Consider the following 26,315-nt stretch of genomic DNA (forward strand, 5'->3'; position numbering starts at 1 on the left):
AAACCGACGTTTTATAGATTGCCCTGCGGCAGCCATGCCGATAACTTCACCTGATTTTTTTGCAGAAAATATTGGGTGAAAAATATGCAAATTGGCTACGTAAGGGTGTCAACAAATGACCAAAATACGGATCTCCAGCGACAAGCTCTCGAACGCGCAGGATGTGAACAGGTTTTTGAGGAAAAAATGAGCGGGACGGTAGCGAACCGGCCAGCGCTTAAAAAGCTTCTGCGAACTCTGAATGAGGGCGATACGCTGGTAGTGTGGAAGCTGGATCGCCTCGGGCGAAGCATGCGAAATTTAGTTCTACTGGTGGACGAACTCCGGCAGCGCGGCATTCACTTTAAGAGCCTCACGGACAGCATTGATACATCCAGCCCAATGGGGCGTTTCATATTCCACATCATGTCAGCCCTGGCCGAGATGGAGAGGGAGTTGATCGTGGAACGCACCCGGGCAGGACTGGCGGCAGCCCGGGAGAAAGGGCGCATAGGCGGCAGAAGGCCGAAGTTAACCCCGGAGCAATGGGCGCAGGCTGGCAGGTTGATTTCAAACGGAATGGACAGAAAGCAGGTGGCAATTATCTATGATGTTGCTGTCTGTACGCTTTATAAAAAATTCCCTGCATCCAAACCGGCTTAAATTTGTGCATCTGGGATTCCAGTCGGAAAATTTACAAAAATAATAATTCGAAGCCTGGTAGAAACTTAGTTACGAAGCGGTGAAGCTTTAAACAGTCGCTATGACTAAGGTGTATTGCGTGCTAACAGAAATGAAACTACTGTATATAAAAACAGTATTTGAGGTGTGCGTAATGGAATTTATCAGGCCTACTGAACTGCGAGAAATTGTCGCAATCCCACTATACAGCGATTTGGTGCAATGTGGTTTTCCCAGCCCCGCAGCTGATTATGTAGAGCAGCGCATTGATCTTAATGAGTTGCTTGTTTCCCATCCCAGCTCAACGTATTTCGTTAAAGCCGCAGGGGATTCGATGATAGAAGCGGGGATCAGCGACGGTGATCTGCTGGTGGTTGATAGCTCACGGACTGCTGAACACGGAGACATTGTGATTGCGGCTGTGGATGGGGAATTTACTGTTAAACGGCTTCAACTGCGTCCAACTGTTCAGCTCAATCCGATGAACCGTGCTTATAGTCCGATTGTGGTAGGCAGCGAAGATACGCTGGACATTTTCGGCGTAGTTACTTTCATTGTTAAATCGGCCAGCTGATATGTTTGCGCTCTGTGATGTGAATTCATTCTACGCATCATGCGAGACAGTGTTCAGGCCCGATTTGAGAGGACGGCCGGTGGTTGTTCTTTCGAATAATGACGGCTGCGTCATAGCGCGCAGCGCCGAGGCCAAAGCTGCTGGAATTACCATGGGAGAGCCTTTCTTCAAGCAAAAGGACTTATTCCGGCGCGCTGGCGTTGTTTGCTTCAGCAGCAACTATGAGCTCTACGCTGATATGTCGAACCGGGTAATGACTACGCTCGAGGAAATGAGCCCCCGCGTCGAAATTTACAGTATCGACGAAGCTTTTTGCGACCTGACAGGTGTCCGCAACTGCCGGGAGCTGACGGAGTTTGGCAAAGAGATTCGCGCTACGGTTCTGAAGCGCACGCATCTTACAGTTGGCGTTGGCATCGCGCAGACGAAAACCCTCGCTAAGCTGGCTAACCACGCCGCAAAGAAATGGCAGCGGCAAACGGGCGGTGTAGTGGACCTGTCAAATGTCGATCGGCAGCGCCGACTCCTTGCCCTGGTACCAGTTGAGGACGTATGGGGCGTTGGCCGCCGCATCAGTAAGAAGCTTAACGCCATGGGCATTAAAACGGCTCTGGACCTCTCAGAAGAAAGCACATGGATTATTCGCAAACACTTCAATGTCGTGCTGGAGCGAACTGTCCGGGAGTTGCGCGGCGAGCCTTGTCTTGAGCTGGAAGAGTTTGCGCCAGCAAAGCAGGAAATCGTATGCAGTCGGTCATTTGGCGAACGCGTCACCGAGTACGAACAGATGCGGCAGGCTATTTGTAGTTATGCGGCACGTGGTGCTGAAAAACTTCGGGGTGAACATCAGTACTGCCGCTTTATCTCTACGTTCGTGAAAACCTCTCCCTTTGCGCTTAACGAGCCGTATTACGGTAACAGTGCGTCCATGAAGCTTCTCACCCCCACTCAGGACTCCCGCGACATTATCAACGCTGCGGTAAAATGTCTGGACAAAATCTGGAAGGATGGTCACCGGTACCAGAAAGCAGGGATCATGTTGGGCGACTTTTTCAGCCAGGGAGTGGCCCAGCTTAACCTATTTGATGAGAACGCGCCGCGCGCTGGTAGCGAAAGATTGATGGAAGTGCTCGATCACCTTAACGCGAAAGACGGTAAAGGGACACTCTACTTTGCTGGCCAAGGCATACAGCAGCAATGGCAGATGAAGCGAGAAATGCTTTCGCCGCGGTATACGACGAGATATTCAGATCTGCTTATAGTCCGATAAATTTTCCTGATGTCTTGGTCCGCTTTGTGCCAGAAGCGGATGTTTTCAGTATCCCGTAACGCGGACAAAACCTTTGCTCAATCAAATAGCGGAGCGAAGAAAGATAGGACGTAACACCAACACTATTAATCTACTGATTTATATGTATTTATAAATAATTGTCCTTTCCCTAATGGCCCAGAACCAAAATCCTGCTCCATTCAGAAACTGAATTCCGGCATGATACATACTCCCCTAAACGGAGGTGGTGCCGATGAAAAATTCACGATTCCTTGAAGAGCAGATTGTCTTTGCCCTGAAGCGAGCATGAGTTCGGGTAAATTTTAAGCTGGAGCAGCGATCTTGCCTGAAGGTACGATCTCTTTCCAAAAAATATAGTCGAGTCGTCATATTGCCTTATATCAGAGAAAGCGGGGAGCGAGTACAGAATCACACCAAAAATGCACCACAGGATGGAAAAGCTTTACCGCGCAGCCGGAATGGCTACTTTTACCTCTCATATAAACTTTTGCAGGGTGATTAAACGTGTGGTCTAATCGGTAAAATAAAGCATAAATAATACATTTGAAAGGAAGAGGATGTGGCTAAGATAATCATTAAAAAATTACGGCATATTAATAGTCTTGAGTTTGATATTCCTGGTCCTGGAGTTTGGTTACTTACAGGCGCCAATGGTACTGGCAAGTCCTCTGTCCTAGGTTGCCTGCGCCGAATTGGGTATAGGAACGCTTTTCCTGTACACTTTCCGGCATCAAGAAAGTCAGATCGACTTGACTCCAATGAGGGGGCCTCGATTGGTTACGTGACCAGTAATGGTGAAGTAGCATACACTTACGTTACTGAACGATGGTCACCAACTCCTAAAAGTGCTAGTAAGTTTTTACAAGGTTTAGGTTACCCTGAAACTATTTATGTAGCCGCTGATGCTGACCGGATTGAACCCCGAAAGGAGGATTTTTCACCGAAGAAGCTTCGCCCTGCTCAGCAAGATATCGTCGATGCTGCTAATAAAATATTTGGGACGCAAAAGTTTTCTGCTTTGAAGGTAACCAACGTTCGAACGGGTATTGGTTCTCAAGCGTTTGTTTTAGAGCTGCCGGGTCCTAGCAAGCAAGCAAAAAGTTACTACTCAGAAAAGAATTTTAGCCTTGGTGAAATATGTATTCTAAAGCTTTTGCGTAAGCTATCGTCATGTAAGCGTGGAGCGATGATTTTAATTGATGAGATCGAACTGGCATTGCATCCGACAGCGCAAGCAGAATTGCTTGAATATCTAAAAAGAATCGCTAAAGATAAATCTCTTACAATCGTAGTGTCCACGCACTCGGCTACCTTAATAAAACAAGCTAGCCGAGGCAGTATTCTGCACTTGCAATCGGATGAGAATGGCAATGTAATTTGCGCTAAGAATTGCTTCCCTTCCTATGTGTTAGGTGCCTTGGCATATCAAGAGGAATCAGCCTCTGACGTTATCATATATGTTGAAGATGAAGCTGCCCGAACGATTCTCGAACAGTTTATACGAAGTTTTCTGGCAGTCACAATTGCCCAGCAGCATTTAACGCCAAGTGTCACCGTAATTGCGGTGGGAGGCTTTGTAGAAGTATTGAGGTTTTATGTCCGGCAGCGGCCCATGCTACCATCAATTACTCGGTCTTACGTGATGCTTGATGCCGATGCTGAAGTTGATCTCGAGAATGCTACGAAGCAAGACCTGATCAGCATCTACAAAGAGGAGAGGCAGAGAATATCGTTTTTACCGTTCACGCCGGAGGAAGGGGTTGCTCAATATTTACACATGAATAGGGATCACTTAGTGACTGAAATTCGTCTGTACTTCGGACTCAATGTTATACATCTTCGATCGCGCGATGTCCGCCAACCTCCTCAGCAGGGAACCCCTAAGTCGCGTGATATTTGTAAGGACATAGTTAATGAAGTTTGTGATGTATTATTGGCCCAGATTCCGAACGCGACATTCATAAGTGTAAAGGAGGCTGTATTAAAGATTTTTGCTCAGCACTACTTTGCAGAGAATCGGCCAGCTATCATGCAGCTAATTGGGCCAATAATCCGAGGTTAGTTGCTCGGCGGTGCGGCCAACAGAGCGGCCAGAGTTGCTTTGTTGGTCCTGTCGCCGCAAGAATTAATTATGAAAAGGTGATATTTTAATTCTTCCTTTCTGAAGTGGTCTCTATTTTTAAGGGCTGAAACGACTTGCAGCCAATGCCGGGTGACCTGCACCCCGTTGATTAACATGTCCTCGATGGAAGCAATGCCATGTGAATCTCAGATCCTCGCTCATTTCGGACGTGCCTGGTCTCTTTTACCTTTTATTGTGCTGCCTCGATTAGCTCCGGACCCTGGTTCTTCACATTCCCCACGGCGCGCGTCACAGCGTGCCAGATAAATTTGTCGGCTGGAACAGCGCCGTCGGCTGCTATCTCTGCCGCTTCCTTCCCGCCTATATCATGGCGCATCCACTCCCGGGCGGCTTCCGGTGACAAAACCAATGGCCGGCGGTCGTGAATGTCGACCAGACCTTTGTCGGCCGCAGACTTCACTATCAGGAAACCTTCTGCATCATCGCCACGCTCAAACGGTGTGCTGCCGATCGCTGCCATAAAAATCGGCTGGCCATCGGCGCGGTGAATGAAGTAGGGCTGTTTCTTGTCGCCTTCCTTCTTCCATTCGAACCACCCATCCGCAAAACATATAGCCCGGCCATGCTGCCATAGCGGTTTAAACATTCTGCTGGTGGCAGCCGTCTCGACACGCGCGTTAATCAGTGGCGGTTTATCCCACCACCCCGGTGCGTAACCCCAGAACACCGGATCGAGGTGCAGCTGCTCGTCGCGTTCGCTCAGTAGCAGGACCTTGGTACCGGGCGCGACGTTGAATCGGCCAATAGGTTCCGGGTCATAAGCGATGTCACGATCGGCTTCATCGGCCAGATATGCCAGATATTCTTCACGGGTTTGGGCTTGTGCAAAACGTCCACACATAGAAACCTCCAGTCAGTCAGACTGAAAGTATAGGGCAGGGAGAAAAGTAGCGCGCGCTGGTTAAGTCTTACAATCGGATCGGTTGTGATTATGGTTAGACGTCAGATGGGCGTAAAGCGGGACGTTGCGAAACTGGAAAGAGCTACGCAAAAGAGAGGGATTTTGGGGGCAGATTTGGGGGCATTTTGAAAGAAGGGACACCGATAGGGGCACAAAAAAGACCGTGCACGTCCGTAGATGTCCGTTAAATGTTTTTGGCTAACTCATTGAAATCATGATAAATTAAGCCATTTCAATGAGTTGCGGATTTTCTGCACACTAAAACTGCACAAACAGCTTTTTCATTGGATAGCACCGCTAAATCAATCAATTAAGAACCCGGCTTTACTTCGTCAGCCCTGCGTGGACATCCATATCACCACAGGAACGAAGAAGGTTGATGATACACTTTCTTCGGAAACAGAGGGAGCAAAGTGAGCAGCACGATTATGCGGAATAGTTAAATTTAAAGGGCAATGTCGTAAAAAAGCCTGCATTTTGCAGGCATTAATAATGATGGATTGTAATTTTTCTCATTCTGAGTGAAATAAATGCTGTGTTGTTAACCGGACTAGTGACAGAAAATATTATAAATATTGTTTGGCAGCATCAGATATTTCCTGAGAGGTAAGTTCCCTGTCTGAAGCAACATAGATAGAATTATGATCTCCCGTCAACGACAGAAAGCTTGCAGTCATGATCTGAAGATTTATTTCTTCACCATCCGGATATGTCTGGCGTACAGACGTTATGCCCTTAAGCACGATAATGACTTTGCTGGGGTTGGCATTAAAAAAAATGATCACCTTTTTCATATATCACTCTATATCTCTTTGTGATTGTGCAAGGTAAGAATGTTCCAGAAGCGTGGCTCCTTTCCTTTTTTTGCTCTCTTTGGGAAATAAAAGCAAGCAATATCCTGCCTTAACGTGTATGGTGGCAATCCTTTTCATTCAGGAGCAGCCTATGTCGGGACGTAAAAACTCGCAACTTCGTCGCAATTATTTAGTCAAATGTTCATGTCCAAACTGCGCTAAAGAGTCAGAGCACAGTTTCACTCGCATACAAAAGGGGGCCCAGCTTGTCTGTCCCTACTGTAGCGCTTTGTTTAAATCCTCTCAGCGTCTCTGAAGAAATACTCATACAAGAAGTGGAAGAGACGATGTTTTTCGCGGCCGCCTGACCTCAATAACACTTTACTGATTTACAAGCAGTTAGCATCGGATTGTAGACTGCTTGTGCAGTCCATGAGCCAGAAGCAACATCATCGTCAACGCGGCTGTGTGCTGATATTATTTATCGCAAAGCGTTACATTCGCAGCAGCAGGGCCTTTATCGCCGCTTACGATGATAAATTCGACTTTCTGACCTTCAAAAAGTGTTTTGAAGTTCTCTCCCTGAAGGGCAGAGAAATGCACGAAAACATCTTTGCTGCCATCTACAGGGGAGATAAAACCAAAGCCTTTATCTTCCTTAAACCACTTAACCAGACCTAAAATTTTTGATGACATAAAGACTCCATTTGAACATTTCCGAAGTGATATAAAAGCTAATAAACATATAATGCTAAGGTGTGGACTCAAAAGGAGGGGATATCAGCGATAGCGCCTGGTTATGAGAATTGTCATGCAACTTGTCCAACTATTATTGGATCGGACTAACGAGACCATTAATGCACGGGCAGGGTTAATTAGCAATTTTTATTTTAGCCTTCCGGATGGCTTGCTTAAAATTGCACAATAAAAATTAATTTGGTACAAGAAGCCAGAGTTGCCAGGCGTGACTACAGCCCAAATGTCCCCACAGGAGCATTTGGGCTGTAGTCACGGAGATTTATCCGGACAAAGGCGGTGCAGCAGAAATATTAATTATCTTGATCTCAATATTTCCGATTTTCGCTAATGTCTGGATTTACCTGTGCTGACAATCAGTGGGTTGGTGGCAAACCCATGCGGGCATTTCCGCGCGTTGCAATGCACCGCGTAAGTGCATATCTCCTCGTGCTGGTTTCGATTGTATGGGCAGGCCATCTTGTTTTTAATTTCACTCCACAACATTTCGTTGTAAGGTGATATGTTGTATATCGATATAGGCTTGAAAACACCATTTATGAAGACGCCATTTTTTGTCGGATATATCCTGTCACCGGGGTACAAATAGACATCGCTTTCATACCAAATGATGAGTTTCAAGAACTTGAGTCCCAAGATGCTTGAATAAACGATTCCCGTGTTAGGACAAATTACCGAGCTAATGACTCTCCATGACATTGCTATACCTCTTTCATTAAATAATTGAGAGAGTATAAGGTTTAGCATGAGAATTAGATTTCTGCAAACACGTAAGCTATTGAAAAAGATCGATATTATTTATATGTTCGCCATTATCCCCTTTGTTTTCATAAGGATAAGATAATGATTAAGTCAATTGTAAAGATCATTTTTAGCCTAATGTGCATTTAAGTGACGGATTTTTGATCGATGATGGTGCCTGCTCTGCTGAATATATATTGTACTATAGCAATCAAATACATTAGCGCTACTTTTGTTTACGCGAAAAATGCACATCGAAATAGAACTGGAGAGAGGAATCAGACCAGGGGATATGTCATAACTGACGATGCATATAATCGATAACTTTCGACGAACATCGATAACAATTCCGATGCATCGTCAGTTATTTTTCGAATATTCCTGTTTGCTCCTTTTTCAGGTTTCCCAGGCGTGCGGTGCAAACAGATAGCCCTTGTTGCGTACGGTTTTGATGCGGTAAGGTTCCGTGGCGTTATCCAACAGTTTTTTACGCAGTCGTGAAATCGCCACATCAACGCTACGATCCATTCCGTCGTAACTTACGCCGCGCAGATTTTTCAGTAATGCATCCCGGTCCATAATTTGTCCGGCATGGGTTGCCAGCTCCCACAGCAGGTCAAAATCTGCGGTTGAGAGCGCAATCAGCTCCCCGGAAAGCATAACCTGTCGGTTGACCGGGTCGATAGAAAGTGTGCCGAAACGCATCGCTTTATGCGGCGTTAAGGAGGGCGCAGGCGCTTCACGCTCAGCGCTGGCACGCTGACGCAGATGGAGGCGTAAACGGGCTAGCAGAACCGCCGGCGGCGTGGTTTTCAGGATGTAGTCGTTTGCGCCCATCTCAAGCGACAGAATATGATTCATATCGCTGTCGAGAGAGGTCAGCAGCACGATCGGGCCGTCCCATTTCGCGCGCAGATCCCGGCAGAGCGTCATACCATCTTTCCCGGGCAGCATGATGTCCAGCAACACCAGATCCGGATTTTCGCGGTTGACGACGTCTTCAGCGCGATCGCCACGAGGCTCGACAACCACTTCCATATCATGTTTACCCAGATAAGCGGCGATTAATTGCCCCACCTCGGGTTCATCTTCAACATAAACAATCTTATTCATACAACGTCTGTCATCGCGAAAAACGTCAACATACACCGCGCAACCTTAACCTTCCATTAATCTTTCAAAATTAGCCGGAGTTCCGTTATCCTGCACGGGAATGTTATTTGATTGTTAAGGGAAAAGAATGGGGCTGGTGATAAAAGCCGCGCTAGGTGCGCTGGTCGTGCTGCTGATTGGGGTGCTGGCTAAAACGAAGAACTACTATATTGCCGGGCTGATCCCGCTGTTTCCCACCTTTGCGTTAATCGCGCACTATATTGTGGCCTCTGAGCGGGGTATTGAGGCACTACGCGCCACCATTGTGTTCGGGATGTGGTCGATCATCCCATATTTTATCTACCTGCTGTCGCTGTGGTACTTCACCGGTTTTCTGCGTCTGCCCATGGCGCTGGGCGGGGCGGTGGTCTGCTGGAGCCTCAGCGCCTGGGTGCTCATCTTCTTCTGGAGCCGCTTTCACTAGCGCAGGGGGCGGCCACCGTCCACGGCAAACGTTCGGCCCGTGACGTAACAGCTGGTCAGCAGATAATCGATCAGGTCGATCACCTCTTTCTCGCCGGGCGCAATTTTCATTAACGACTTGTTGAGCGCCTGCTGACGATACTCGGCATCATCGCCTTCGTTAAATAAAATCATCGCCGGAGCAATCGCGTTGACCTTTACCTCGGGCGCCAGCTTGCGTGCGAAAGAGCGGGTCATATTATCCAGCGCGGCTTTGCTGGCCGCATAGGCGATGTGTTTGTCGCTTCCTCGCTCCACCACGTAATCGGTGAAATGGATAATGTCTCCTGCGGCATGGCCGTGTCCGCGCAGCAAATCCTGTAGGGCATGGTTGAGCAGATAAGGCGCATTAACGTGGATCTGCATCATGCAGGCGAGCGTTTCGCTGAGTGAATGTCCTGCTTTTTCGGGAAGCCAGGTACTGGCGTTGTGAATAACCGCCCGCAGTCCGTGGGTGGTCGACTTCACTTTGTCCGCGAAGGCGAGAATACCTTCATCTGTGGAGAAATCCGCCTGAATGCAGACTGCTCCGGCATTTCGTAGCCCTTCAATGGAGGGATATTCCGTGCGGTAACTGACGATAACCGGATGGCGAAGATTGAGAAAGTGATGGGCGAGGGCGAGGCCAATGCGACGGCCTGCGCCAGTGATCAATATTGGGCGTTGCTGCGTGTGTCCCATCGTAATCTCCTTTTCAGTTCAACAATGGGACAGGCGGCGCTATCCCATTAACATCCACGTTGCCGGTACGGCAGCGACTAACAGCAAACCTATCAATGCCATTTCGCGGCGCTTAAGGGCATTATCAAGCTGATGTGTACGGCGAGCGTAGATAAACACCAGCAGGCCCGGCGCGTAGAGCACCACGGACAGCAGCAGATGCATCGGTCCGGAAGCATACAACAACCATAGACCGTAAATACAGGCGCCGACGCCTACCGCATAGTGTGCCGGGCGGGTCGCAATTTTTAACAGATATGCGCCCACTAAGAAATAGGGTACCAGAATCATCTCGGAGGCAATGGTCAGCAGCGTGTTATAGTCCGATCCTGTGAGCCAGATCAGCACCAGACAGACCTGCACGCTGATGTTGGTGAGCCACAGAGAGGCCGATGGTGCACTGTTTTTGTTCTGACGGGCAAACAGGCGCGGGAACGCTTTGTGCGTGGCGGCCAGGAACGGGACTTCCGCTGCCATAATGGTCCAGCTCAGATAGGCGCCGCAAACGGAAACAATCAGACCCGCCGCGATAATCACGTCCCCCCAGGGGCCCAACATTTTCACCATCAGCCCGGCCATGGACGGGTTACGCATTTCCGCAAGTTCAGGGCGAGCTACCACGCCGAGCGACAGCAGCGTCACCAGCAGATAAACGCCCAGCGCCGCCAGTACGGCCAGCAGCGTGGCGCGTCCCACATCGCGCTTGTTACGCGCGCGGGCAGAGACCACGACGGCACCTTCAACGCCGATGAACACCCACAGGGTGATCAGCATGGTATTTTTCACCTGTTCCCAAACGGGGACGCCCAGCGCAATGCCGCTGAAATCGAGCGTAAAGACATCGAGACGGAAGGCGAGGAAGGCCAGCACGACGAACAGGCCAAGCGGCACCAGCTTGGCCAGCGTCGCCACCAGGTTAATGCTGGCCGCGGTCTGGACGCCACGCAAAATCAGCCAGTGAACTATCCACAGCAGCACCGAGGCGCCGACGATGGACTGCCAGGTATTGCCGTCGCCAAACAGGCGCAGTTCGGGCGTGTCGGTAAAGAAGCTGAGCGCCGAGAAGACGATAACCAGATAGGAGACGTTGGCGATCACCGCGCACAGCCAGTAACCCCAGGCGGAGCAGAAGCCGATCAGCTCGCCGAAACCTTCCCGGGCGTAAGTGAATATTCCGCCGTCCAGATCCGGTCGGATACGGGTCAGCAGCAGCATGGCGAACGCCAGCAGCAAAATCCCGACACCGGTAATGCCCCAGCCAATCAGTAATGCGGCTGGGCTGGCGACGGCCGCCATGTTCTGCGGCAAACTGAATACGCCCGCGCCCAGCATTGAGCTCAATACAAGTGCAGTTAAAGCACTCAGGCCAAGTTTCTTTTCCATTGGCTTCCTGTTATGAAAAGTCCAAATCCAGAATAATTATTTCGCTAAGGCGCATAAAAATGGTGGATCACGCTAAGGCGCGGGATTTTACGGAGTGTGAAGGATGCATGCAATGACGTGTGGCAGAAATCAGAAAAAAAGTAACAAAAAAGGCGGCACTGCGCCGCCTTTATGAAACCGTTTTGTTACTTGTACAGATCGGCGCTGATGGTCAGGTTGTTACCACGTTCCTGCCACTGGCGGGTGATGTGGTAATACTTCGCGCCTTTCTTCGCAGCACGCTTCGCCACCTGATAGGAGATTTCCGTCATGTTGCCATAGTTGCCCGTAAACTTGATGCTGTCGAACGGCACCATCTGCGCGGCAGTGGCTTTGTTCAGCTCTTCAATTTTCGTGCCGTCTGGTAACGTAACGGTATAACGACCGCCTTTGGTGGATTGGGTTTCAAAGAAACGACCCACTTCAGCGCTTGGTGCCGCCGAGGTTGCAACGCCCGGAATTTCCACTTTCTTCGCTTCTTCACCGCCTTTCGCTAACGCGGCACGTCCCGCATCTGAATCCGCTGGAATGGCATCCGGGCTTTGTACTACGCGTTTTTTCGCATCTTGCTTATAGATGAAGGCGGTGATGCGCTGGTTTCCGCCCTGGTTGGCATCAACCTGACGCACGATATAGAACGCGTAAGCGCCTTTTTCTCTCGCGGCTTTGGTGATGGCATCGTTAACTTCAGGCTGGCTGCGGTAGAAGCCCTGAACGGTCACGGTGTCATACGGTTCCAGCTGAACAGCCTGATCTTTCGGCAGTTCAACAATGCCGTTAATCACGCGGTTTTTCTGTTCATCTGCTTTTGGGGCATTCTCTTTGTACAGCGCAATCGTCACGCGCTGGTTGCCGCTGTTGCCCTGATCGGACTGGTCAACAACGTAAAACGAGGCAGCGCCGTTTTTATCGGCGGCTTTTGATGCGGCGGCGACGGCATCGCCAATAGAGTTATAGCGACCCACAATGACCGTATGGTCAAAAGGTTTTAACGCTGCCGCTTGCTCCGGCGTCAACTCTGTCGCGGCATTCGCAGACAGGGCGGTCGCGGAAAGAAGTGCGGACGCCAGGAGTGTGTTCTTAAGCTTCATAAAAATAATCCTTCGCCTTGCGCAAACCATGTACTGGTGTTGTTGTTAATTTGAGACGGTCCCGATTATGGCATTTAACACCCGTCGCTGTCTGCGGCATTTTTCACAGCCTGTGCTCACCAAAGGACCTGATTCGATAACATTTTGTGATATGTGGAAAAAACAGGCGTTTCACAAGAAAAACTGATTAAGCATATGACTTTTACAAGTTAATTTAATGTTAATGAGTTGTTCTTTTATGGCGCTATATCATGTTTTTACCGCTTCGCTTGCGCGATTTATCGGTCCTGAAGGCGAATTTAAGGTAAATATCTCTGTCAGTGACCCCGATCGCTTATTTTTCACAGATAAAGTAAGAAATAGTGTTTTCTGGCGGTAGATCACGGGCGCTATTTTCAGTAGGTTATAGAAAGTTTGTTACTGTTTTATTTTCCGGGGTTAATCATTCTCCGTCGATATCTCGATGGTGAAAATTGATACAAACCGTGGGCAATTATCGACAAACCATCATCAAAAACCGATGGAAGGGAAAACTATGCGTATTGGGGTACCAAAAGAACGGTTAGCCAATGAAACCCGCGTAGCGGCAACACCAAAAACGGTGGAGCAACTGCTTAAACTGGGTTTTACCGTCGCGATTGAAAGCGGCGCGGGCAAACTGGCGAGTTTCGATGACGAGGCCTTTACTCAGGCTGGCGCGGACGTAGTGGACGGTGCTGAGGTCTGGCAATCACCCATCATTCTGAAGGTCAACGCACCGGAAGAGAGTGAAATTGAACTGCTGAACGCGGGCACGACGCTTGTGAGCTTTGTCTGGCCAGCCCAAAACCCGGAGCTGATGGAGAAGCTGGCAGCACGCGGTGTCACCGTGATGGCGATGGACTCCGTGCCGCGTATTTCGCGCGCGCAGTCTCTGGATGCGCTGAGCTCCATGGCGAACATTGCCGGCTATCGCGCCATTGTCGAAGCTGCGCATGAGTTTGGTCGCTTCTTTACCGGTCAGATTACGGCGGCAGGTAAAGTACCACCCGCGAAGGTGATGGTGATTGGTGCCGGTGTGGCTGGTCTTGCCGCTATCGGGGCCGCAAACAGCCTGGGCGCTATTGTTCGCGCGTTTGATACCCGGCCGGAAGTGAAGGAGCAGGTGCAGAGTATGGGCGCCGAATTCCTTGAGCTGGACTTCAAGGAAGAAGCGGGCAGCGGTGATGGTTACGCGAAGGTCATGTCTGAAGCCTTTATTAAGGCGGAAATGGCGCTCTTTGCGGCGCAGGCAAAAGAGGTGGACATCATTGTCACCACCGCGCTTATTCCGGGTAAACCGGCGCCGAAGCTGATCACCCGTGAGATGGTGGATTCCATGCAGCCGGGCAGCGTTATTGTCGATCTGGCGGCGCAAAACGGCGGTAACTGTGAGTATACCGTGCCAAACCAGGTCACGACGACCGCGAACGGCGTGAAGGTGATCGGTTATACCGACCTGCCAGGGCGTCTGCCAACCCAGTCCTCTCAGCTGTACGGCACGAACCTCGTTAACCTGCTGAAGCTGCTCTGCAAAGAGAAAGACGGCAACATTACCGTTGATTTTGATGATGTGGTGGTGCGTGGCGTTACCGTGGTGCGTGAAGGGGAAATCACCTGGCCTGCACCGCCGATTCAGGTTTCCGCTCAACCTCAGGCTGCGCCGAAAGCGGCGCCAGAGCCCGCGGAGCCAGCAAAACCTGCGTCGCCGTGGCGCAAATACGCCATCATGGCGCTGGTTATTATCCTGTTTGGCTGGCTGGCGGATGTCGCGCCAAAAGAGTTCCTTGGCCACTTCACCGTCTTCGCGCTCTCCTGCGTGGTGGGTTACTACGTCGTGTGGAACGTTTCTCATGCGCTGCATACCCCGCTGATGTCGGTCACCAATGCCATCTCCGGGATTATCGTGGTCGGGGCATTGCTGCAAATTGGTCATGGCGGCTGGATCAGCTTCCTGAGCTTCATTGCGGTGCTGATCGCCAGTATCAATATTTTCGGTGGTTTCACCGTGACTCAGCGCATGCTGAAAATGTTTCGTAAAGGCTAAGGGGTAGCATATGTCTGGAGGATTAGTTACAGCCGCATACATTGTTGCTGCAATCCTGTTTATTTTCAGTCTGGCGGGGCTTTCCAAACACGAAACGTCTCAGCAGGGAAATAACTTTGGTATCGCCGGGATGGCGATTGCGCTGATTGCCACCATCTTTGGGCCGGACACCGGCAACGTGGCGTGGATCCTGGTGGCGATGATCATCGGCGGCGCGATTGGTATTCGTCTGGCGAAACGCGTTGAAATGACCGAGATGCCGGAGCTGGTTGCCATTCTGCACAGCTTCGTGGGTCTGGCGGCGGTGCTGGTGGGCTTCAACAGCTACCTGTACCACGAACCGGGCCTGGAGCCGATTCTGGTGAACATCCACCTGACCGAAGTGTTCCTCGGCATCTTCATCGGTGCGGTGACCTTCACCGGGTCGATTGTGGCGTTCGGCAAGCTGCGCGGGAAGATCTCTTCCAAACCGCTGATGCTGCCTAACCGCCACAAGCTGAACCTGGCGGCGCTGGTCGTTTCCTTTGTGCTGCTGGTGGTCTTCGTGCGTACCGAAAGCGTAGGCTTGCAGGTGCTGGCGTTACTGGTGATGACCATCATCGCGCTGGCCTTCGGCTGGCATCTGGTGGCGTCTATCGGCGGAGCAGATATGCCGGTGGTGGTTTCCATGCTGAACTCCTACTCCGGTTGGGCGGCGGCGGCGGCAGGCTTTATGCTGAGCAACGACCTGCTGATTGTCACCGGTGCGCTGGTCGGTTCTTCCGGTGCGATCCTGTCTTACATCATGTGTAAGGCGATGAACCGTTCGTTTATCAGCGTCATCGCGGGTGGCTTCGGTTCTGACGGCTCATCAACCGGTTCTGATGAGGAAGTGGGTGAACACCGTGAAATCAGCGCGGAAGAGACCGCAGAGATGCTGAAAAACTCGCATTCCGTCATCATCACCCCAGGCTATGGCATGGCGGTGGCGCAGGCGCAGTATCCGGTGGCGGAAATCACCGAGAAACTCCGCGCGCGCGGCATCAAGGTTCGCTTTGGTATTCACCCGGTGGCGGGGCGTCTGCCAGGCCACATGAACGTGCTGCTGGCGGAAGCGAAGGTGCCTTACGACATTGTGCTGGAAATGGACGAGATCAACGATGATTTCGCCGACACCGACACCGTGTTGGTGATTGGCGCCAACGACACCGTTAACCCGGCGGCGCAGGACGACCCGCGTAGTCCGATTGCGGGTATGCCTGTTCTCGAAGTGTGGAAGGCGCAGAACGTCATTGTCTTCAAACGCTCTATGAACACCGGCTATGCTGGCGTGCAGAACCCGCTGTTCTTTAAAGATAACACCCACATGCTGTTTGGCGACGCCAAGGCCAGCGTGGATGCGATCCTGAAAGCGCTGTAATTGCGCTTCATCCTGACAAACCGCCCCCTGGGGCGGTTTTCTTATTTCTGCGGCCAGCTTTTCTCCTCTGTCTATACTTTACCCTTTGTGTAATACGAGGAGGTGTAATGCGATTTTTGTCCCGCTTCGACATCATCGAGCTGATGATGACGCCGTCTTTCTGGATCGGCGTCGCCACGGTGGTTTTTATGACTCTGCTGGTGTACTGGCTGCTGACGCGTCTGATCGCCTTCGTTAAGAAAGGGATCACTACCTGGGGCGACAAGCACCCCACCACCAACCGGATGCGTTTTATCCTGACGGATATGCTTAACCGCACCAGCCGCTTCCTGCTTTTTGTCGTGGCGCTGTTATTCAGCCTGCGTTTCGTCGACTTACCGGATCATCTCTTTGGTACCGTGAGCCACGCCTGGTTCCTGGTCTTCGCTATCCAGGTGGCGCTGTGGATGGATCAGGGGGTGGTGTCGTGGCTTCGTCACGTCATGCTGGCGCCGGGAAGCCATAAAAACCCGGTGACGCTGGTGATCACGGGGCTTATCCTCCGTGCCATAGTCTGGTCAGTGATGCTGCTGTCTATTCTTGCTAACGCGGGCGTCAACATCACTGCTCTGGTTGCCAGCCTTGGGGTAGGGGGTATTGCAATCGCCCTCGCGGTGCAAACGATCCTGAGCGACGTGTTTGCATCGCTTTCCATCGGTTTTGATAAGCCGTTCGAAATTGGCGATTTTGTGGTGTTTAACGATGTCGCCGGGACGGTAGAGCACATTGGCCTGAAAACCACCCGTATCCGCAGCCTGAGCGGGGAGCAGATTGTTTGCGGGAACGCCATTCTGCTGCAACAGACGCTGCATAACTACAAACGGATGCAAACGCGCCGGATCGTCTTTACCTTCGGGGTTGCCAGCGACACGGCGCCGGACAAACTGCGTTCAGTGGGTGATATGGTCAAACAGATCATTACCGACGTCGGGGAAACGAAGTTTGACCGCGCCCATTTCCTGGGCTTCGATCGCGATCGCCTGACCTTCGAGGTGGTCCATATCGTTAATACGGCGGACTACAACAAGTACATGGATATTCAGCAGGAGATCAATATCCGTATTCTGGAGGGGCTGAACCAGCAGGAGATCAAGCTGGCGCTGCCGAGCATGGTTCTGCACGCGCCCTGGATGAATGCCGGCGACGAGGCACCGACGCAGCGGTTGAGCGAAGCGTAATAAAAAGGCCCGCCGTTACCGGCGGGCTTTCATTTTGGGGTCAATCGTCTTCCTCATCGTCCAGTTCAACCGGCGTTTGATACTGATCCGGTTTGATGACCAGAAGGTCGCAGCGCAGGTGGTCAATCACCTGCTCGGCGGTATTTCCCAGGAACGCGGCAGAGATACCGGTCCGGCCAATGGTGCCCAACACCACAATCCCGGCCTGCAAATGCTCCGCCAGATCCGGAATAACCTCTTCCGGTAACCCTTTTTCTACGTGCGTCATATTCTCATCGATACTGAATTTCTGGCGCAGCGCTTTCATGGCCAGCAGATGCTGACCGCGAATCGCGTCGTTATACACGCTCGGGTCAAATTCAGGCAACTCGATGGCGATATTGATTGGCGTAACCGGATAGGCACCCACCAGATGGACTTCGGTGTGGTTAACCTGGTCGGCAAGCTGGATGGTTTCCTTCACCAGCTTCTCGTTCAGCGAATTGTGATAATCCTCTTCGCTGGCCAGATTCACCGCCACGACGGCTTTCCCGCCCTCAGGCCATGGCTGATCTTTCACCATCCATACCGGGCAAGGGCATTTGCGCAGCAGGTGCCAGTCGGTTGGAGTGAAAATCACGGATTCCAGTTTGTCATGCTGGTGCGCCATTTTCAGCAGCAGGTCATGCCCACCGGCCACCACTTCCTGAATAATGGCTTCGAAAGGTCGGTTGTGCCAGACCACTTTGATATCAATCGGTACGCCCGCTTCCAGGTAATATTTCGCCTGCTCGCGGATCCACGCGGTACGCTGGCTGATCACTCCCTGACGCATAGCGGTGCGCTCGTCAGGCGACAGAAGGGTGGTCATCTCGTATGAGAAGTCATAAATCGGCAAAAAGGCTTTAATTTTGCCACCAATCCGTTGATGTAAATACACAGCACGTCGTAATGCCGGCTGATCGTCCTGATTAGGATCGATAGCCACCAGCATGTTTTGATACTTTGCCATACAGGTCTCCTTACTACTGTCACCACAGTCTGTAAGTAAAAGAGTAACCTATATATCTTGAATGAAACAGGGGGGAAGTTTTTGCCAGATCAATAATCATGAAAATTTATCGACCTGGCATAAGATATCCGGGAGAGTTATGCCACGTTACGTGAGTGACCCGCCAGAATGGCCAGCGCTTCACCGTTTTCGATGGTGATGTACTTACCTTTAACCGCCAGCATTCCGCTCTTCTGGAAGCGACCCAGCAGACGGCTGATGGTTTCCACGGTCAGGCCCAGATAGTTACCAATATCACCGCGCGTCATGGTCAGACGGAATTCACGCGGGGAGAAGCCACGCTCCGCGAAACGGCGGGAGAGGTTATAGATAAAGGCGGCCAGACGCTCTTCGGCATTCTTTTTGGAAAGCAGCAGGATCATATCCTGATCGCCTTTAATCTCACCGCTCATCAGACGCATCATCTGCTGACGCAGGTTCGGCATCTTACCGGACAGATCGTCCAGCGTCTCAAACGGAATTTCGCAGACCATAGAGGTTTCCAGCGCCTGAGCAAAGCTCGGGTGATGGCCACTGCCGATGGCGTCAAAGCCGACTAAATCGCCTGCCAGATGGAAGCCGGTGATCTGCTCGTCGCCCTGTTCGGTAATGGTGTAGCTTTTGATGGTGCCAGAACGGATAGCATAGAGCGATTTCAGTTCGTCTCCCGCCTTAAACAGCGTCTGCCCTTTCTGAATAGGCTTTTTGCGCTCGATGATATTGTCAAGCTGATCGAGTTCGTGCTCATTCAGAGTAAACGGGATACAGAGCTGGCTGATGCTGCAATCCTGGCAATGGATAGCACAACCGCCAGACTGAATGCGTCGTATAATTCGCTTTTCCGGGATCATAGGTTTGCTCAAGCCTTAATTGATATTGGTCAATTTTAACATCTTTTTGGTAAGGACGTAAGTCTGGCAAACCCCCAATAAAGACAAGAGACGGCAGCGTGTTGCCATCTCCTTGAAATTCCACAGAATGATTAAGGATTATGAACCTAACAGGAAGAAAATTAAGCACAAAAAGCCTGGGAATTACAGCAGAAAATACCCTTCGTGACGCAGCAGCCACTCTTTGCGCTGTACGCCCCCGGCATAGCCGGTGAGGGTGCCGTTGCGCCCGATCACGCGATGGCAAGGCACCACAATGCTGACGGGGTTAGAGCCATTTGCCGCACCGACCGCGCGCGCCGCGCCGGCACGGCCAAGCTGTTCTGCCAGCTGACCGTAGTGCATCACCTGCCCGCAGGGAATATTACGCAGCGCCTGCCACACCTCGCGCTGGAAAGGGGTGCCCGCCGTGGCGGTTGGCAGGGTATTAATAATGCTGAGATCGCCCTCGAAGTAGGCCGTCAGTTTATCGCTCAGCCCGCCAGGATTACGGGCAGTAATACGCTCGTAACCCTCGGCGCGATAATGGATGTTGAGCAGCTCAACCATCCGGTCGCTGTGCTCTTCCCATTCAACCGCGCGCAGATTGAACGCTTCATCCGCGATAACCCACAGCGGCCCCAGCGGCGTCGCAATCTTATCTTCGAGTAATCTCAGCATCAGTACTCCTTAGTTCAGCCTCGGGTAAACACCCGGTCCAATCGGCAGGCCGACAAGATACCACGCCACCAGCATCACCAGCCATACCCCTAAGAAGATAAGCGGATAGGGCAGAACCAGCGAATAATAGGTACCCAGCTTAGCCTCCGGTCTGTAGCGTTGCAGGAAGCCTAAAAACAGCGGAACGAAGGGTGACACGGGCGCCAGCGGGATCACCGAGGAATCGGCGACACGGAACAGGATCTGGGCGAACGCAGGATGGAAGCCGAGCATCATAAACATGGGGACAAAGATGGGCGCCAGAATCGACCAGATGGCCGACCCGCTGGCAATAAACATGCACAGCAGGGACGACAGCAGCGCCAGGCCGACAAACGCCGGAACACCGCTCAACCCCGCCGCCTCCAGCGCGTCCGTCAGGCTCACGGCCATAAACTTGCCCATGTTGCTCCAGTTAAACATGGCGACAAACTGCGCCAGCGGGAACACCATCACGATAAAACCCGCCATCTCCTTCATCGGCTCGATCATCAGGTGCGGCAGATCTCCCTGACGGCGGATTTTGCCGGTGGCGATGCCGAACGCGAGCGAAACGACGAAGAAGAAGAGAATTATCAGCGGCACAATGCCCTGAATAAACGGCGAGGGCAGTACGGTGTGTTTGATCGGATCGCGCAGCACGCCATTTTCCGGCACCACCATCAGCGCCACCACCGCAATGAACGCCAGCGAGACGATCCCGGCTACGCGCAGGCCGAACTGCTGCTCTTTGCTCAGCGCCTCCAGCTTTTCATCGCTCCGGCCTTCCCATTTACCCAGGCGCGGCTCAATGATCTTATCGGTAATCAGACCCCCGACAATCGTCAGGACAATCACCGAACTGGCCATAAAGTACCAGTTGTCGATCACGCTGACGTGCATAGTCGCATCGATGGTGCTGGCTGCCTCCGTACTGATGCCGGAGAGCAGCACATCGGTGGTCACGATAAGCAGGTTAGCGGTAAACCCACAGCCGACGCCCGCAATCGCCGACAGCAGGCCCGCAACAGGATGACGGCCAACGGCGAGGAAAATCAGCGCCCCCATCGGCGGCATGATCACCAGCGCCGCGTCGGACGAGATATGGCTGAAGAAGGCAATAAACAGCACCATATAGCTGGCATAACGCGCGCTGACGTGCGAGGCCATTTTCACCATCAGCGCGGGCAGCAGACCCACGCGTTCGGCCAGTCCCGCGCCTAACACCAGCGCCAGGATGGCGCCCAGCGGCGCAAAACCGCTGAAGTTTTTAATCACGTTCGGCAAAAACCAGTGCAACCCTTCAACGCTGAGCAGGTTTTTCACTGCTACCATACTGCCGTCGGCCGGGCTGCGCACGCTCACCTCAAAGGCGGACAGCACGGCCGTCGCGACCATCAGGATGACAATTAAATAGATAAAAAGCAGGAAAGGGTGCGGCACTTTATTGCCGATCCTTTCAACCCAGCCATAGAGCTTACCGGATGGGGAATGCGAAGGTATGGAAGACATACTCATGGGCGTTCCTCGGGACTGTTGTTGTGTTGTTGTGTTGTGTTTTTTTATTTTAAAGGTGACGGTGTCACGCCCTGCGGGATCGGACACTCGTACGGTTTTTCTGTTATGTGTTGTTCGAACTCTTCCCGGCATTTTCGCAACAGGTCGGCATCCTGAAGCAGATGCAGCGCGGTCGCGCCCATCACTTTTCCGGCCAGCAACATGCCTTTATGGGCAATTGAGGTACGCCCCTGCGCCACTAATTGCCAGGTATGCAGTGGGGTGCCGACGGTAAAACAGGGGCTAAAGCACTGTGCAACAGGCATCTTCCAGCTGACATCCCCCACATCGGTGGAGCCTGCCAGCACGTTATCGGTGATGGCGTAAGGGGCAACTTCATCCACCAGCAGCGTCTCCTGATGGCGTCGGGCAAACGCTTTTCCCTCTTCGGCCCCCGTTGCGGCAATGTTTTTCAGGCTGTTTTGCAGGTCGTTTGCCGTGAGCGTGGCGCGGATTTCACGGGCAAATTCGCGTTCCTCTTCAGTCCAGGCCGGCGTGCCATAATGCTGCAATGCGCGGTACATCGCCGCTTCGAGCGTACGGTTCGGCAGATAGCTGGAGCAGGCTTTATCAAAGCGGCACTCGACGGTGGTTTCGGTCATCATCGCCGCACCCTGGGCGATTTTCTCGATGCGCGCGTAGATCTGCTGCGCATCGGCCATCTCCGGGGCGCGGATCAGGTACAGCACCTCGGCCTGGGCCTGTACCACGTTGGGCGAAATCCCGCCGGTATCGGTGATGGCGTAATGAACGCGCGCTTTTTCAATGATGTGTTCGTTGAGGAAGTTTGTACCGGTGGTCATCAGCGTCACGGCATCCAGCGCGCTGCGCCCCAGATGTGGGGAGTTTGCGGCATGAGCGGCGATCCCCTTAAACCGCCAGGCGGCCTGAATATTGGCCAGCGTGCTGACGTTAAACATCCCGGCAAAGGCCTCCGGGTGCCATGTCACGGCAGCGTCCACGTCGTCAAACAGACCTTCACGTACCATAAAGGTTTTACCGGAGCCGCCTTCCTCGCCGGGGCAGCCGTAAAATCGTACCGTTCCGCTGCCGCCGTGTTGTTCCAGCCAGCTTTTCACCGCCACCGCCCCGGCGAAGGCAGCAGTGCCTAACAGGTTATGCCCGCAGCCGTGGCCGTTCGCCCCCGGGGTGGCGGATTGCGCCGTCGCGCAGTGCGCCTGCTGGCTTAGCCCGGCCAGGGCATCGTATTCGCCCAGAAGGGCGATAACGGGCTTGCCGCTGCCGTAGCTGGCAATAAAGGCGTTGGGAATGCCTCCGGCTTCCCGCGTCAGGGCAAAGCCCTCGGCTTCCAGCGCGCTGGCGAGCCGTTCGGCGGACCAGAACTCTTCGAAGCGCGTTTCGGGATGATCCCAGATGTCGTCGGCAATATCGGTAAACGTCTGACATCGCGTGTCGATGGCATCGGCGATAAAAGCGTAGTTCTCCTGCATTACACACCTCGCGTCCACGGGAAATTAAGCGCAGTTCGCGCCAGCGTTTCGATGGCAACGTTCATCACCTGCTCATCAAAATCGAATTTTTCGTTGTGATGTCCGGCGCTCAGCTCGGTGCCGAAGACCATATACGAGGCCATGCCGCCGTTCTGCTGTACGCGGGCCATCATTAGCGTGGCATCTTCGGAGCCCGCAGGCGCTTTGACCTTATCAATGGCATGAGTCACGCCGGGCACCTGGCTTGCCTGTTCGCGCAGATAATCGACCCAGGCCGGGGAAGGGGCGCTGGAGGTCGCCGCCCCCATCAGGTTTACCCCGGCTGTTACGCCGTAGAGCGCCGCCGCGCCGGTAATTACCGCCTGTGCGCGCTCAAAGACATACTGATTAATAGCCTCGCTTTCGCCGCGGGTTTCAACCTTAAGCAACGCATCAGCCGGAACCACGTTGCGTCCGCTGCCCGCCTGCATGACCCCGACGTTAACCCGGGACGCGCCTTCGCTGTGTGGTGCGATGCCATGCAGCGCGATGGCGGCCTGGGCAGCCGCGAGCAGGGCGTTACGGCCCTCTTCTGGTTTACCGCCAGCGTGTGCGGCGACCCCGGTAAAGCGCACGTCAAATTTGGTGGTCGCCATGAAGTTATCGCTGCCGCAGATCACCGTCCCTTCCGGAACGCCGGTCCCGATATGAATGGCGGTAAAGTAGTCCACGCCGTCCAGCGCGCCTGCGGCGACCATAGCCCGCGCGCCGCGCGTACCCTCTTCGGCAGGCTGGAAGATCAGTTTGATGATGCCGTTGAGCTGCGCTTCATGCTGCTTAAGCACCTGCGCGAGCCCCAGACCAATGGTGGTATGCCCGTCGTGGCCACAGGCGTGCATCATGCCCGGGTTGCAGGAGGCAAAACCGTCGCGGAAGGGGCGATGACTTTCGTCAAGCGCTTCGCTTAAATCAAGTGCATCCATGTCTACCCGAAACGCCAGCGTCGGGCCCGGACGTCCGGTATTCAGGGTCGCCACAATGCCGGTAAATCCGCCCTCAAACGGCGCCAGCCATTTCTCCGGCGCACCCTGCGCCCGGGCGCGGGCAAACTCTCGCGAAAGGGTGGCATCATCGGGCAGTCCCATACGGCTTTCGGCATCGACCACGTCGCGACCCATCGCCAGTTCGTAGCCCAGCGAGTCGAGGATTTCCGCGACTTTCGCAGCTGTTCGAAACTCTACCCAGCCGGATTCCGCAAAATGGTGGAAATCGCGACGCCATGCGCTCAGTTGTGGAGCTAATGTCTGAATGTACTGCGCCAGTGCGTTCATATCTTTTCCTGTCATCATTAAAATATGTGAACTGCTTCACGCTGTGATAGTTTTTACTTATCACTAATCGTTTTTTCACAGTTTTAACCGTTCGGGAATTACCCTCGCACATCCGTTTCCATTAAAGTAGATGACAGTTTCTTTACTCTGATAAACAACGGTTATCGGTCTCGTTATGTCATTTCAGATTAAATTTCATCAAATCAGGGCGTTTGTCGAAGTGGCGCGTCAGGGCAGCATTCGCGGCGCCAGCCGGACGCTTAATCTTTCGCAGCCCGCGCTGACCAAATCCATTAAAGAGCTGGAGGAGGGTATGGCGGCCCAGCTATTTGTGCGCCGGAGTAAAGGCGTCGCGCTGACCGAGTGCGGGGAAGGGTTTTATCACCGCGCTAATTTGATTCTGGAAGAGCTGCGTGCAGCGCAGGATGACATCCGCCAGCGGCAGGGCGAACTTGCCGGGCAGATCAATATTGGGATGGGGGCCAGTATTTCACGCAGCCTGATGCCAGCCGTTATTACGCGTTTTCATGCGCAGCATCCTCAGGTCAACGTCCGGATTATGGAAGGCCAGCTGGTGTCGATGATTAATGAATTACGTCAGGGTGAGCTGGACTTTACCATCAATACCTATTATCAGGGGCCGTACGATCACGAATTTACGTTTGAAAAGCTGTTCGAAAAGCCTTTTGCCGTATTTTGTCGGGCAGGGCATCCGGCGACAGGGGCGACCTCAATTAATGAGCTTCTGCAATATAACTGGACGATGCCTACGCCCCGGGGAAGTTATTATAAACAGTTGCAGGATACTTTTAACCACCGCTCTCAAATACCGCGAATTGGCGTTGTCTGTGAGACCTTTTCCTCCTGTATTAGCCTCGTCGCACAAAGCGATTTCATCAGCATTTTACCGCAGGAGCTGGGCTGCGATCCGCTTCTGGCGCACCGTCTGATAATGCTGCCGGTTGTCGAAACCCTGCCTAAAGCAGCATATTATTTAATTCAGCGTCGTGATTCTCGCCAGACACCGCTTGCCGAATCATTAATCACGCAGTTTCGAAGGGAAGCCAGAAAATTAATTTAATCAAAATAACAACAATAAAAAAATAGAGTCTGTCCGACATCAGACAGACTCCACAGTACACACAGTCGTGCATCCTTTCGCGGATCCTACATGCATTATCCATTGGGCAGGTTTATTAAGTTATAACAGCTTTTTCTTAAAAGAGAAGGACGTTGAGTGATTGATTTCACGATTTTTTAACGTAAATTATTTAATTAATTACGGCTGAAATTTAAGTTAAGGTTGGATTAAGTTTATTGCGTCTGCGATTATCCGTTCCTTAAGCCATTATTTGAACCCGTGCCCGGATGATTGAGACCCGCAACGGGCGCAGGTATAGTACATCACTCAGATGTAGCCGGAGGATTTCCATGAACCCTGACGACAAATCACTTTTTCTTGACGCCATGGAGGATGTCCAGCCGCTCAAACGCTGCGCGGATATTCACTGGCAGCAGAGCCGCAACACGCGGGCGCGTCAGGAAATAGATACTGAGCAGCTCGATAACTTTCTGACGCTGGGGTTTCTGGAACTGTTGCCCCTTGACGAGCCGCTGATGTTCCAGCGCGAAGGGGTACAGCTGGGGGTATTTGATAAGCTGCGTTCCGGCAAATATTCCCGTCAGGCCAGCTTAACGCTGTTACGCCAGCCTGCGGAGCAATGCCGCCAGCTGGTCTATTCCTTTATTCGCCAGGCCGGACGTGACGGGCTACGCAACCTGATCATCGTGCATGGTAAAGGGCGTGAACAGCAGTCGCATCCTAACGTGGTGCGCAGCTATCTTGCGCGCTGGCTGACCGAGTTCGATGAAGTACAGGCCTTTTGCGAAGCGCAGCCGCATCACGGCGGCAGCGGAGCATGCTATGTCTCGTTGCGTAAGTCAGAGGATGCGAAGCGAGATAACTGGGAGCGCCACGCCAAGCGCAGCCGCTAATCAGGAAGGCGGGCGA

General features: G+C 52.5%; 25 protein-coding genes. 11 read left to right on the forward strand and 14 right to left on the reverse strand.

The window, feature by feature from the left end; translation table 11 throughout:
• The first annotated feature begins 84 nt into the window (after positions 1-84).
• From ACJTMZ_RS00005 to ACJTMZ_RS00020, 4 genes are all read left to right on the forward strand, one after another.
• Positions 85-642, forward strand: a complete 558-nt coding sequence (locus tag ACJTMZ_RS00005; protein ID WP_045358105.1) for a recombinase family protein — start codon at positions 85-87, stop codon at positions 640-642.
• Between the two features lie 172 nt (positions 643-814).
• On the forward strand, positions 815-1,234 hold the full coding sequence (locus ACJTMZ_RS00010) for a translesion error-prone DNA polymerase V autoproteolytic subunit (protein WP_220424139.1): 420 nt from the start codon (positions 815-817) through the stop codon (positions 1,232-1,234).
• Between the two features lies 1 nt (position 1,235).
• Complete coding sequence (locus ACJTMZ_RS00015; protein ID WP_408626793.1) at positions 1,236-2,504, forward strand: Y-family DNA polymerase; 1,269 nt, start codon at positions 1,236-1,238, stop codon at positions 2,502-2,504.
• Between the two features lie 580 nt (positions 2,505-3,084).
• Positions 3,085-4,587: an ATP-dependent nuclease gene (locus ACJTMZ_RS00020; RefSeq protein WP_408626794.1), complete on the forward strand. Its 1,503-nt coding sequence runs from the start codon at positions 3,085-3,087 to the stop codon at positions 4,585-4,587.
• Positions 4,588-4,837: 250 nt separating this feature from the next.
• Here the strand turns inward: ACJTMZ_RS00020 and ACJTMZ_RS00025 are convergent, their stop codons facing one another.
• Positions 4,838-5,509: an SOS response-associated peptidase gene (locus ACJTMZ_RS00025; protein ID WP_408626795.1), complete on the reverse strand. Its 672-nt coding sequence runs from the start codon at positions 5,507-5,509 to the stop codon at positions 4,838-4,840.
• Positions 5,510-6,135: 626 nt separating this feature from the next.
• Positions 6,136-6,363, reverse strand: a complete 228-nt coding sequence (locus ACJTMZ_RS00030) for a hypothetical protein (RefSeq protein WP_015570653.1) — start codon at positions 6,361-6,363, stop codon at positions 6,136-6,138.
• A 151-nt stretch (positions 6,364-6,514) separates the two neighbouring features.
• Between ACJTMZ_RS00030 and ACJTMZ_RS00035 the strand changes: the two genes are divergently transcribed.
• Positions 6,515-6,679 carry a YnfU family zinc-binding protein gene (locus ACJTMZ_RS00035; RefSeq protein WP_213083756.1) on the forward strand — a complete coding sequence of 55 codons (165 nt, stop codon included), beginning with the start codon at positions 6,515-6,517 and terminating at the stop codon, positions 6,677-6,679.
• A 161-nt stretch (positions 6,680-6,840) separates the two neighbouring features.
• Here the strand turns inward: ACJTMZ_RS00035 and ACJTMZ_RS00040 are convergent, their stop codons facing one another.
• The 3 genes from ACJTMZ_RS00040 to rstA all read right to left on the reverse strand — a co-directional run bounded on the left by ACJTMZ_RS00040 (position 6,841) and on the right by rstA (position 8,973).
• Positions 6,841-7,059: a cold shock domain-containing protein gene (locus ACJTMZ_RS00040; RefSeq protein WP_017384577.1), complete on the reverse strand. Its 219-nt coding sequence runs from the start codon at positions 7,057-7,059 to the stop codon at positions 6,841-6,843.
• A 387-nt stretch (positions 7,060-7,446) separates the two neighbouring features.
• Positions 7,447-7,866 carry an anti-adapter protein IraM gene (gene iraM, locus ACJTMZ_RS00045; RefSeq protein ID WP_015570651.1) on the reverse strand — a complete coding sequence of 140 codons (420 nt, stop codon included), beginning with the start codon at positions 7,864-7,866 and terminating at the stop codon, positions 7,447-7,449.
• Between the two features lie 390 nt (positions 7,867-8,256).
• The gene (rstA, locus tag ACJTMZ_RS00050; protein WP_015570649.1) at positions 8,257-8,973 is read right to left on the reverse strand and encodes a two-component system response regulator RstA; all 717 of its coding nucleotides are present in this window, start codon (positions 8,971-8,973) and stop codon (positions 8,257-8,259) included.
• A gap of 127 nt (positions 8,974-9,100) precedes the next feature.
• Between rstA and ACJTMZ_RS00055 the strand changes: the two genes are divergently transcribed.
• Positions 9,101-9,436 carry a GlpM family protein gene (locus ACJTMZ_RS00055; RefSeq protein WP_015570648.1) on the forward strand — a complete coding sequence of 112 codons (336 nt, stop codon included), beginning with the start codon at positions 9,101-9,103 and terminating at the stop codon, positions 9,434-9,436.
• Here ACJTMZ_RS00055 and folM read toward each other — a convergent pair.
• From folM to ydgH, 3 genes are all read right to left on the reverse strand, one after another.
• Complete coding sequence (folM, locus tag ACJTMZ_RS00060) at positions 9,433-10,155, reverse strand: dihydromonapterin reductase (RefSeq protein WP_003857550.1); 723 nt, start codon at positions 10,153-10,155, stop codon at positions 9,433-9,435. The two genes, ACJTMZ_RS00055 and folM, sit on opposite strands and share 4 nt — an antisense overlap.
• Positions 10,156-10,194: 39 nt before the next feature.
• The gene (locus ACJTMZ_RS00065; RefSeq protein WP_003857548.1) at positions 10,195-11,577 is read right to left on the reverse strand and encodes an amino acid permease; all 1,383 of its coding nucleotides are present in this window, start codon (positions 11,575-11,577) and stop codon (positions 10,195-10,197) included.
• A gap of 185 nt (positions 11,578-11,762) precedes the next feature.
• A complete protein-coding gene (gene ydgH / locus ACJTMZ_RS00070) occupies positions 11,763-12,707 on the reverse strand; it encodes a DUF1471 family protein YdgH (protein WP_000769339.1) in 945 nt (314 codons plus the stop codon).
• A gap of 535 nt (positions 12,708-13,242) precedes the next feature.
• On the opposite strand from ydgH, the gene pntA reads away from it, so the two are divergent.
• The 3 genes from pntA (at position 13,243) to ACJTMZ_RS00085 (ending at position 17,388) form a co-directional block, all read left to right on the forward strand.
• Positions 13,243-14,772, forward strand: a complete 1,530-nt coding sequence (gene pntA / locus ACJTMZ_RS00075; protein ID WP_017384575.1) for a Re/Si-specific NAD(P)(+) transhydrogenase subunit alpha — start codon at positions 13,243-13,245, stop codon at positions 14,770-14,772.
• Between the two features lie 10 nt (positions 14,773-14,782).
• Positions 14,783-16,171 (forward strand): Re/Si-specific NAD(P)(+) transhydrogenase subunit beta, encoded by a 1,389-nt coding sequence (pntB, locus tag ACJTMZ_RS00080; protein ID WP_015570645.1) that lies wholly within the window; start codon positions 14,783-14,785, stop codon positions 16,169-16,171.
• 107 nt (positions 16,172-16,278) lie between these two features.
• The gene (locus tag ACJTMZ_RS00085; RefSeq protein WP_015570644.1) at positions 16,279-17,388 is read left to right on the forward strand and encodes a mechanosensitive ion channel family protein; all 1,110 of its coding nucleotides are present in this window, start codon (positions 16,279-16,281) and stop codon (positions 17,386-17,388) included.
• Between the two features lie 40 nt (positions 17,389-17,428).
• Here the strand turns inward: ACJTMZ_RS00085 and uspE are convergent, their stop codons facing one another.
• The 6 genes from uspE to ACJTMZ_RS00115 form a co-directional block, all read right to left on the reverse strand.
• Positions 17,429-18,379: a universal stress protein UspE gene (gene uspE, locus ACJTMZ_RS00090; protein ID WP_006808916.1), complete on the reverse strand. Its 951-nt coding sequence runs from the start codon at positions 18,377-18,379 to the stop codon at positions 17,429-17,431.
• 137 nt (positions 18,380-18,516) lie between these two features.
• Complete coding sequence (gene fnr, locus ACJTMZ_RS00095) at positions 18,517-19,269, reverse strand: fumarate/nitrate reduction transcriptional regulator Fnr (protein WP_000611906.1); 753 nt, start codon at positions 19,267-19,269, stop codon at positions 18,517-18,519.
• A 183-nt stretch (positions 19,270-19,452) separates the two neighbouring features.
• Positions 19,453-19,968, reverse strand: a complete 516-nt coding sequence (gene ogt, locus ACJTMZ_RS00100; RefSeq protein ID WP_015570643.1) for a methylated-DNA--[protein]-cysteine S-methyltransferase — start codon at positions 19,966-19,968, stop codon at positions 19,453-19,455.
• Positions 19,969-19,977: 9 nt separating this feature from the next.
• A complete protein-coding gene (gene abgT, locus ACJTMZ_RS00105; protein ID WP_017384572.1) occupies positions 19,978-21,504 on the reverse strand; it encodes a p-aminobenzoyl-glutamate transporter in 1,527 nt (508 codons plus the stop codon).
• A gap of 44 nt (positions 21,505-21,548) precedes the next feature.
• Entirely contained in the window at positions 21,549-22,994 is a 1,446-nt protein-coding gene (locus ACJTMZ_RS00110; RefSeq protein ID WP_017384571.1) for a M20 family metallopeptidase, read from the reverse strand.
• Positions 22,994-24,304, reverse strand: coding sequence for a M20 family metallo-hydrolase (locus tag ACJTMZ_RS00115; RefSeq protein WP_017384570.1), 1,311 nt, complete (start codon positions 24,302-24,304; stop codon positions 22,994-22,996). The genes ACJTMZ_RS00110 and ACJTMZ_RS00115 overlap by 1 nt, the downstream gene beginning before the upstream one ends.
• A 175-nt stretch (positions 24,305-24,479) precedes the next feature.
• Here ACJTMZ_RS00115 and ACJTMZ_RS00120 point away from each other — a divergent pair, with 175 nt between their 5' ends.
• On the forward strand, positions 24,480-25,385 hold the full coding sequence (locus tag ACJTMZ_RS00120) for a LysR family transcriptional regulator (protein WP_003857524.1): 906 nt from the start codon (positions 24,480-24,482) through the stop codon (positions 25,383-25,385).
• A gap of 350 nt (positions 25,386-25,735) precedes the next feature.
• Positions 25,736-26,299 carry a DNA endonuclease SmrA gene (gene smrA / locus ACJTMZ_RS00125; protein ID WP_252010567.1) on the forward strand — a complete coding sequence of 188 codons (564 nt, stop codon included), beginning with the start codon at positions 25,736-25,738 and terminating at the stop codon, positions 26,297-26,299.
• Positions 26,300-26,315 lie beyond the last annotated feature (16 nt).

Source organism: Enterobacter sp. DN, from assembly GCF_046054285.1.
GTDB classification, from domain to species: domain Bacteria; phylum Pseudomonadota; class Gammaproteobacteria; order Enterobacterales; family Enterobacteriaceae; genus Enterobacter; species Enterobacter hormaechei_C.

Bases quoted from the DNA above. Each gene is read 5' to 3' on its own strand.
- folM (WP_003857550.1), bottom strand. From the start codon at position 10,155: ATGGGACACACGCAGCAACGCCCAATATTGATCACTGGCGCAGGCCGT.
- ACJTMZ_RS00085 (WP_015570644.1), top strand. From the start codon at position 16,279: ATGCGATTTTTGTCCCGCTTCGACATCATCGAGCTGATGATGACGCCG.
- abgT (WP_017384572.1), bottom strand. From the start codon at position 21,504: ATGAGTATGTCTTCCATACCTTCGCATTCCCCATCCGGTAAGCTCTAT.
- ACJTMZ_RS00110 (WP_017384571.1), bottom strand. From the start codon at position 22,994: ATGCAGGAGAACTACGCTTTTATCGCCGATGCCATCGACACGCGATGT.
- ACJTMZ_RS00030 (WP_015570653.1), bottom strand. From the start codon at position 6,363: ATGAAAAAGGTGATCATTTTTTTTAATGCCAACCCCAGCAAAGTCATT.
- smrA (WP_252010567.1), top strand. From the start codon at position 25,736: ATGAACCCTGACGACAAATCACTTTTTCTTGACGCCATGGAGGATGTC.
- ydgH (WP_000769339.1), bottom strand. From the start codon at position 12,707: ATGAAGCTTAAGAACACACTCCTGGCGTCCGCACTTCTTTCCGCGACC.
- rstA (WP_015570649.1), bottom strand. From the start codon at position 8,973: ATGAATAAGATTGTTTATGTTGAAGATGAACCCGAGGTGGGGCAATTA.
- ACJTMZ_RS00120 (WP_003857524.1), top strand. From the start codon at position 24,480: ATGTCATTTCAGATTAAATTTCATCAAATCAGGGCGTTTGTCGAAGTG.
- ACJTMZ_RS00035 (WP_213083756.1), top strand. From the start codon at position 6,515: ATGTCGGGACGTAAAAACTCGCAACTTCGTCGCAATTATTTAGTCAAA.
- ACJTMZ_RS00025 (WP_408626795.1), bottom strand. From the start codon at position 5,509: ATGTGTGGACGTTTTGCACAAGCCCAAACCCGTGAAGAATATCTGGCA.
- ACJTMZ_RS00005 (WP_045358105.1), top strand. From the start codon at position 85: ATGCAAATTGGCTACGTAAGGGTGTCAACAAATGACCAAAATACGGAT.
- ACJTMZ_RS00065 (WP_003857548.1), bottom strand. From the start codon at position 11,577: ATGGAAAAGAAACTTGGCCTGAGTGCTTTAACTGCACTTGTATTGAGC.
- ACJTMZ_RS00010 (WP_220424139.1), top strand. From the start codon at position 815: ATGGAATTTATCAGGCCTACTGAACTGCGAGAAATTGTCGCAATCCCA.
- ACJTMZ_RS00115 (WP_017384570.1), bottom strand. From the start codon at position 24,304: ATGAACGCACTGGCGCAGTACATTCAGACATTAGCTCCACAACTGAGC.
- uspE (WP_006808916.1), bottom strand. From the start codon at position 18,379: ATGGCAAAGTATCAAAACATGCTGGTGGCTATCGATCCTAATCAGGAC.
- pntB (WP_015570645.1), top strand. From the start codon at position 14,783: ATGTCTGGAGGATTAGTTACAGCCGCATACATTGTTGCTGCAATCCTG.
- ogt (WP_015570643.1), bottom strand. From the start codon at position 19,968: ATGCTGAGATTACTCGAAGATAAGATTGCGACGCCGCTGGGGCCGCTG.
- pntA (WP_017384575.1), top strand. From the start codon at position 13,243: ATGCGTATTGGGGTACCAAAAGAACGGTTAGCCAATGAAACCCGCGTA.
- fnr (WP_000611906.1), bottom strand. From the start codon at position 19,269: ATGATCCCGGAAAAGCGAATTATACGACGCATTCAGTCTGGCGGTTGT.
- ACJTMZ_RS00055 (WP_015570648.1), top strand. From the start codon at position 9,101: ATGGGGCTGGTGATAAAAGCCGCGCTAGGTGCGCTGGTCGTGCTGCTG.
- ACJTMZ_RS00015 (WP_408626793.1), top strand. From the start codon at position 1,236: ATGTTTGCGCTCTGTGATGTGAATTCATTCTACGCATCATGCGAGACA.
- ACJTMZ_RS00040 (WP_017384577.1), bottom strand. From the start codon at position 7,059: ATGTCATCAAAAATTTTAGGTCTGGTTAAGTGGTTTAAGGAAGATAAA.
- iraM (WP_015570651.1), bottom strand. From the start codon at position 7,866: ATGCTAAACCTTATACTCTCTCAATTATTTAATGAAAGAGGTATAGCA.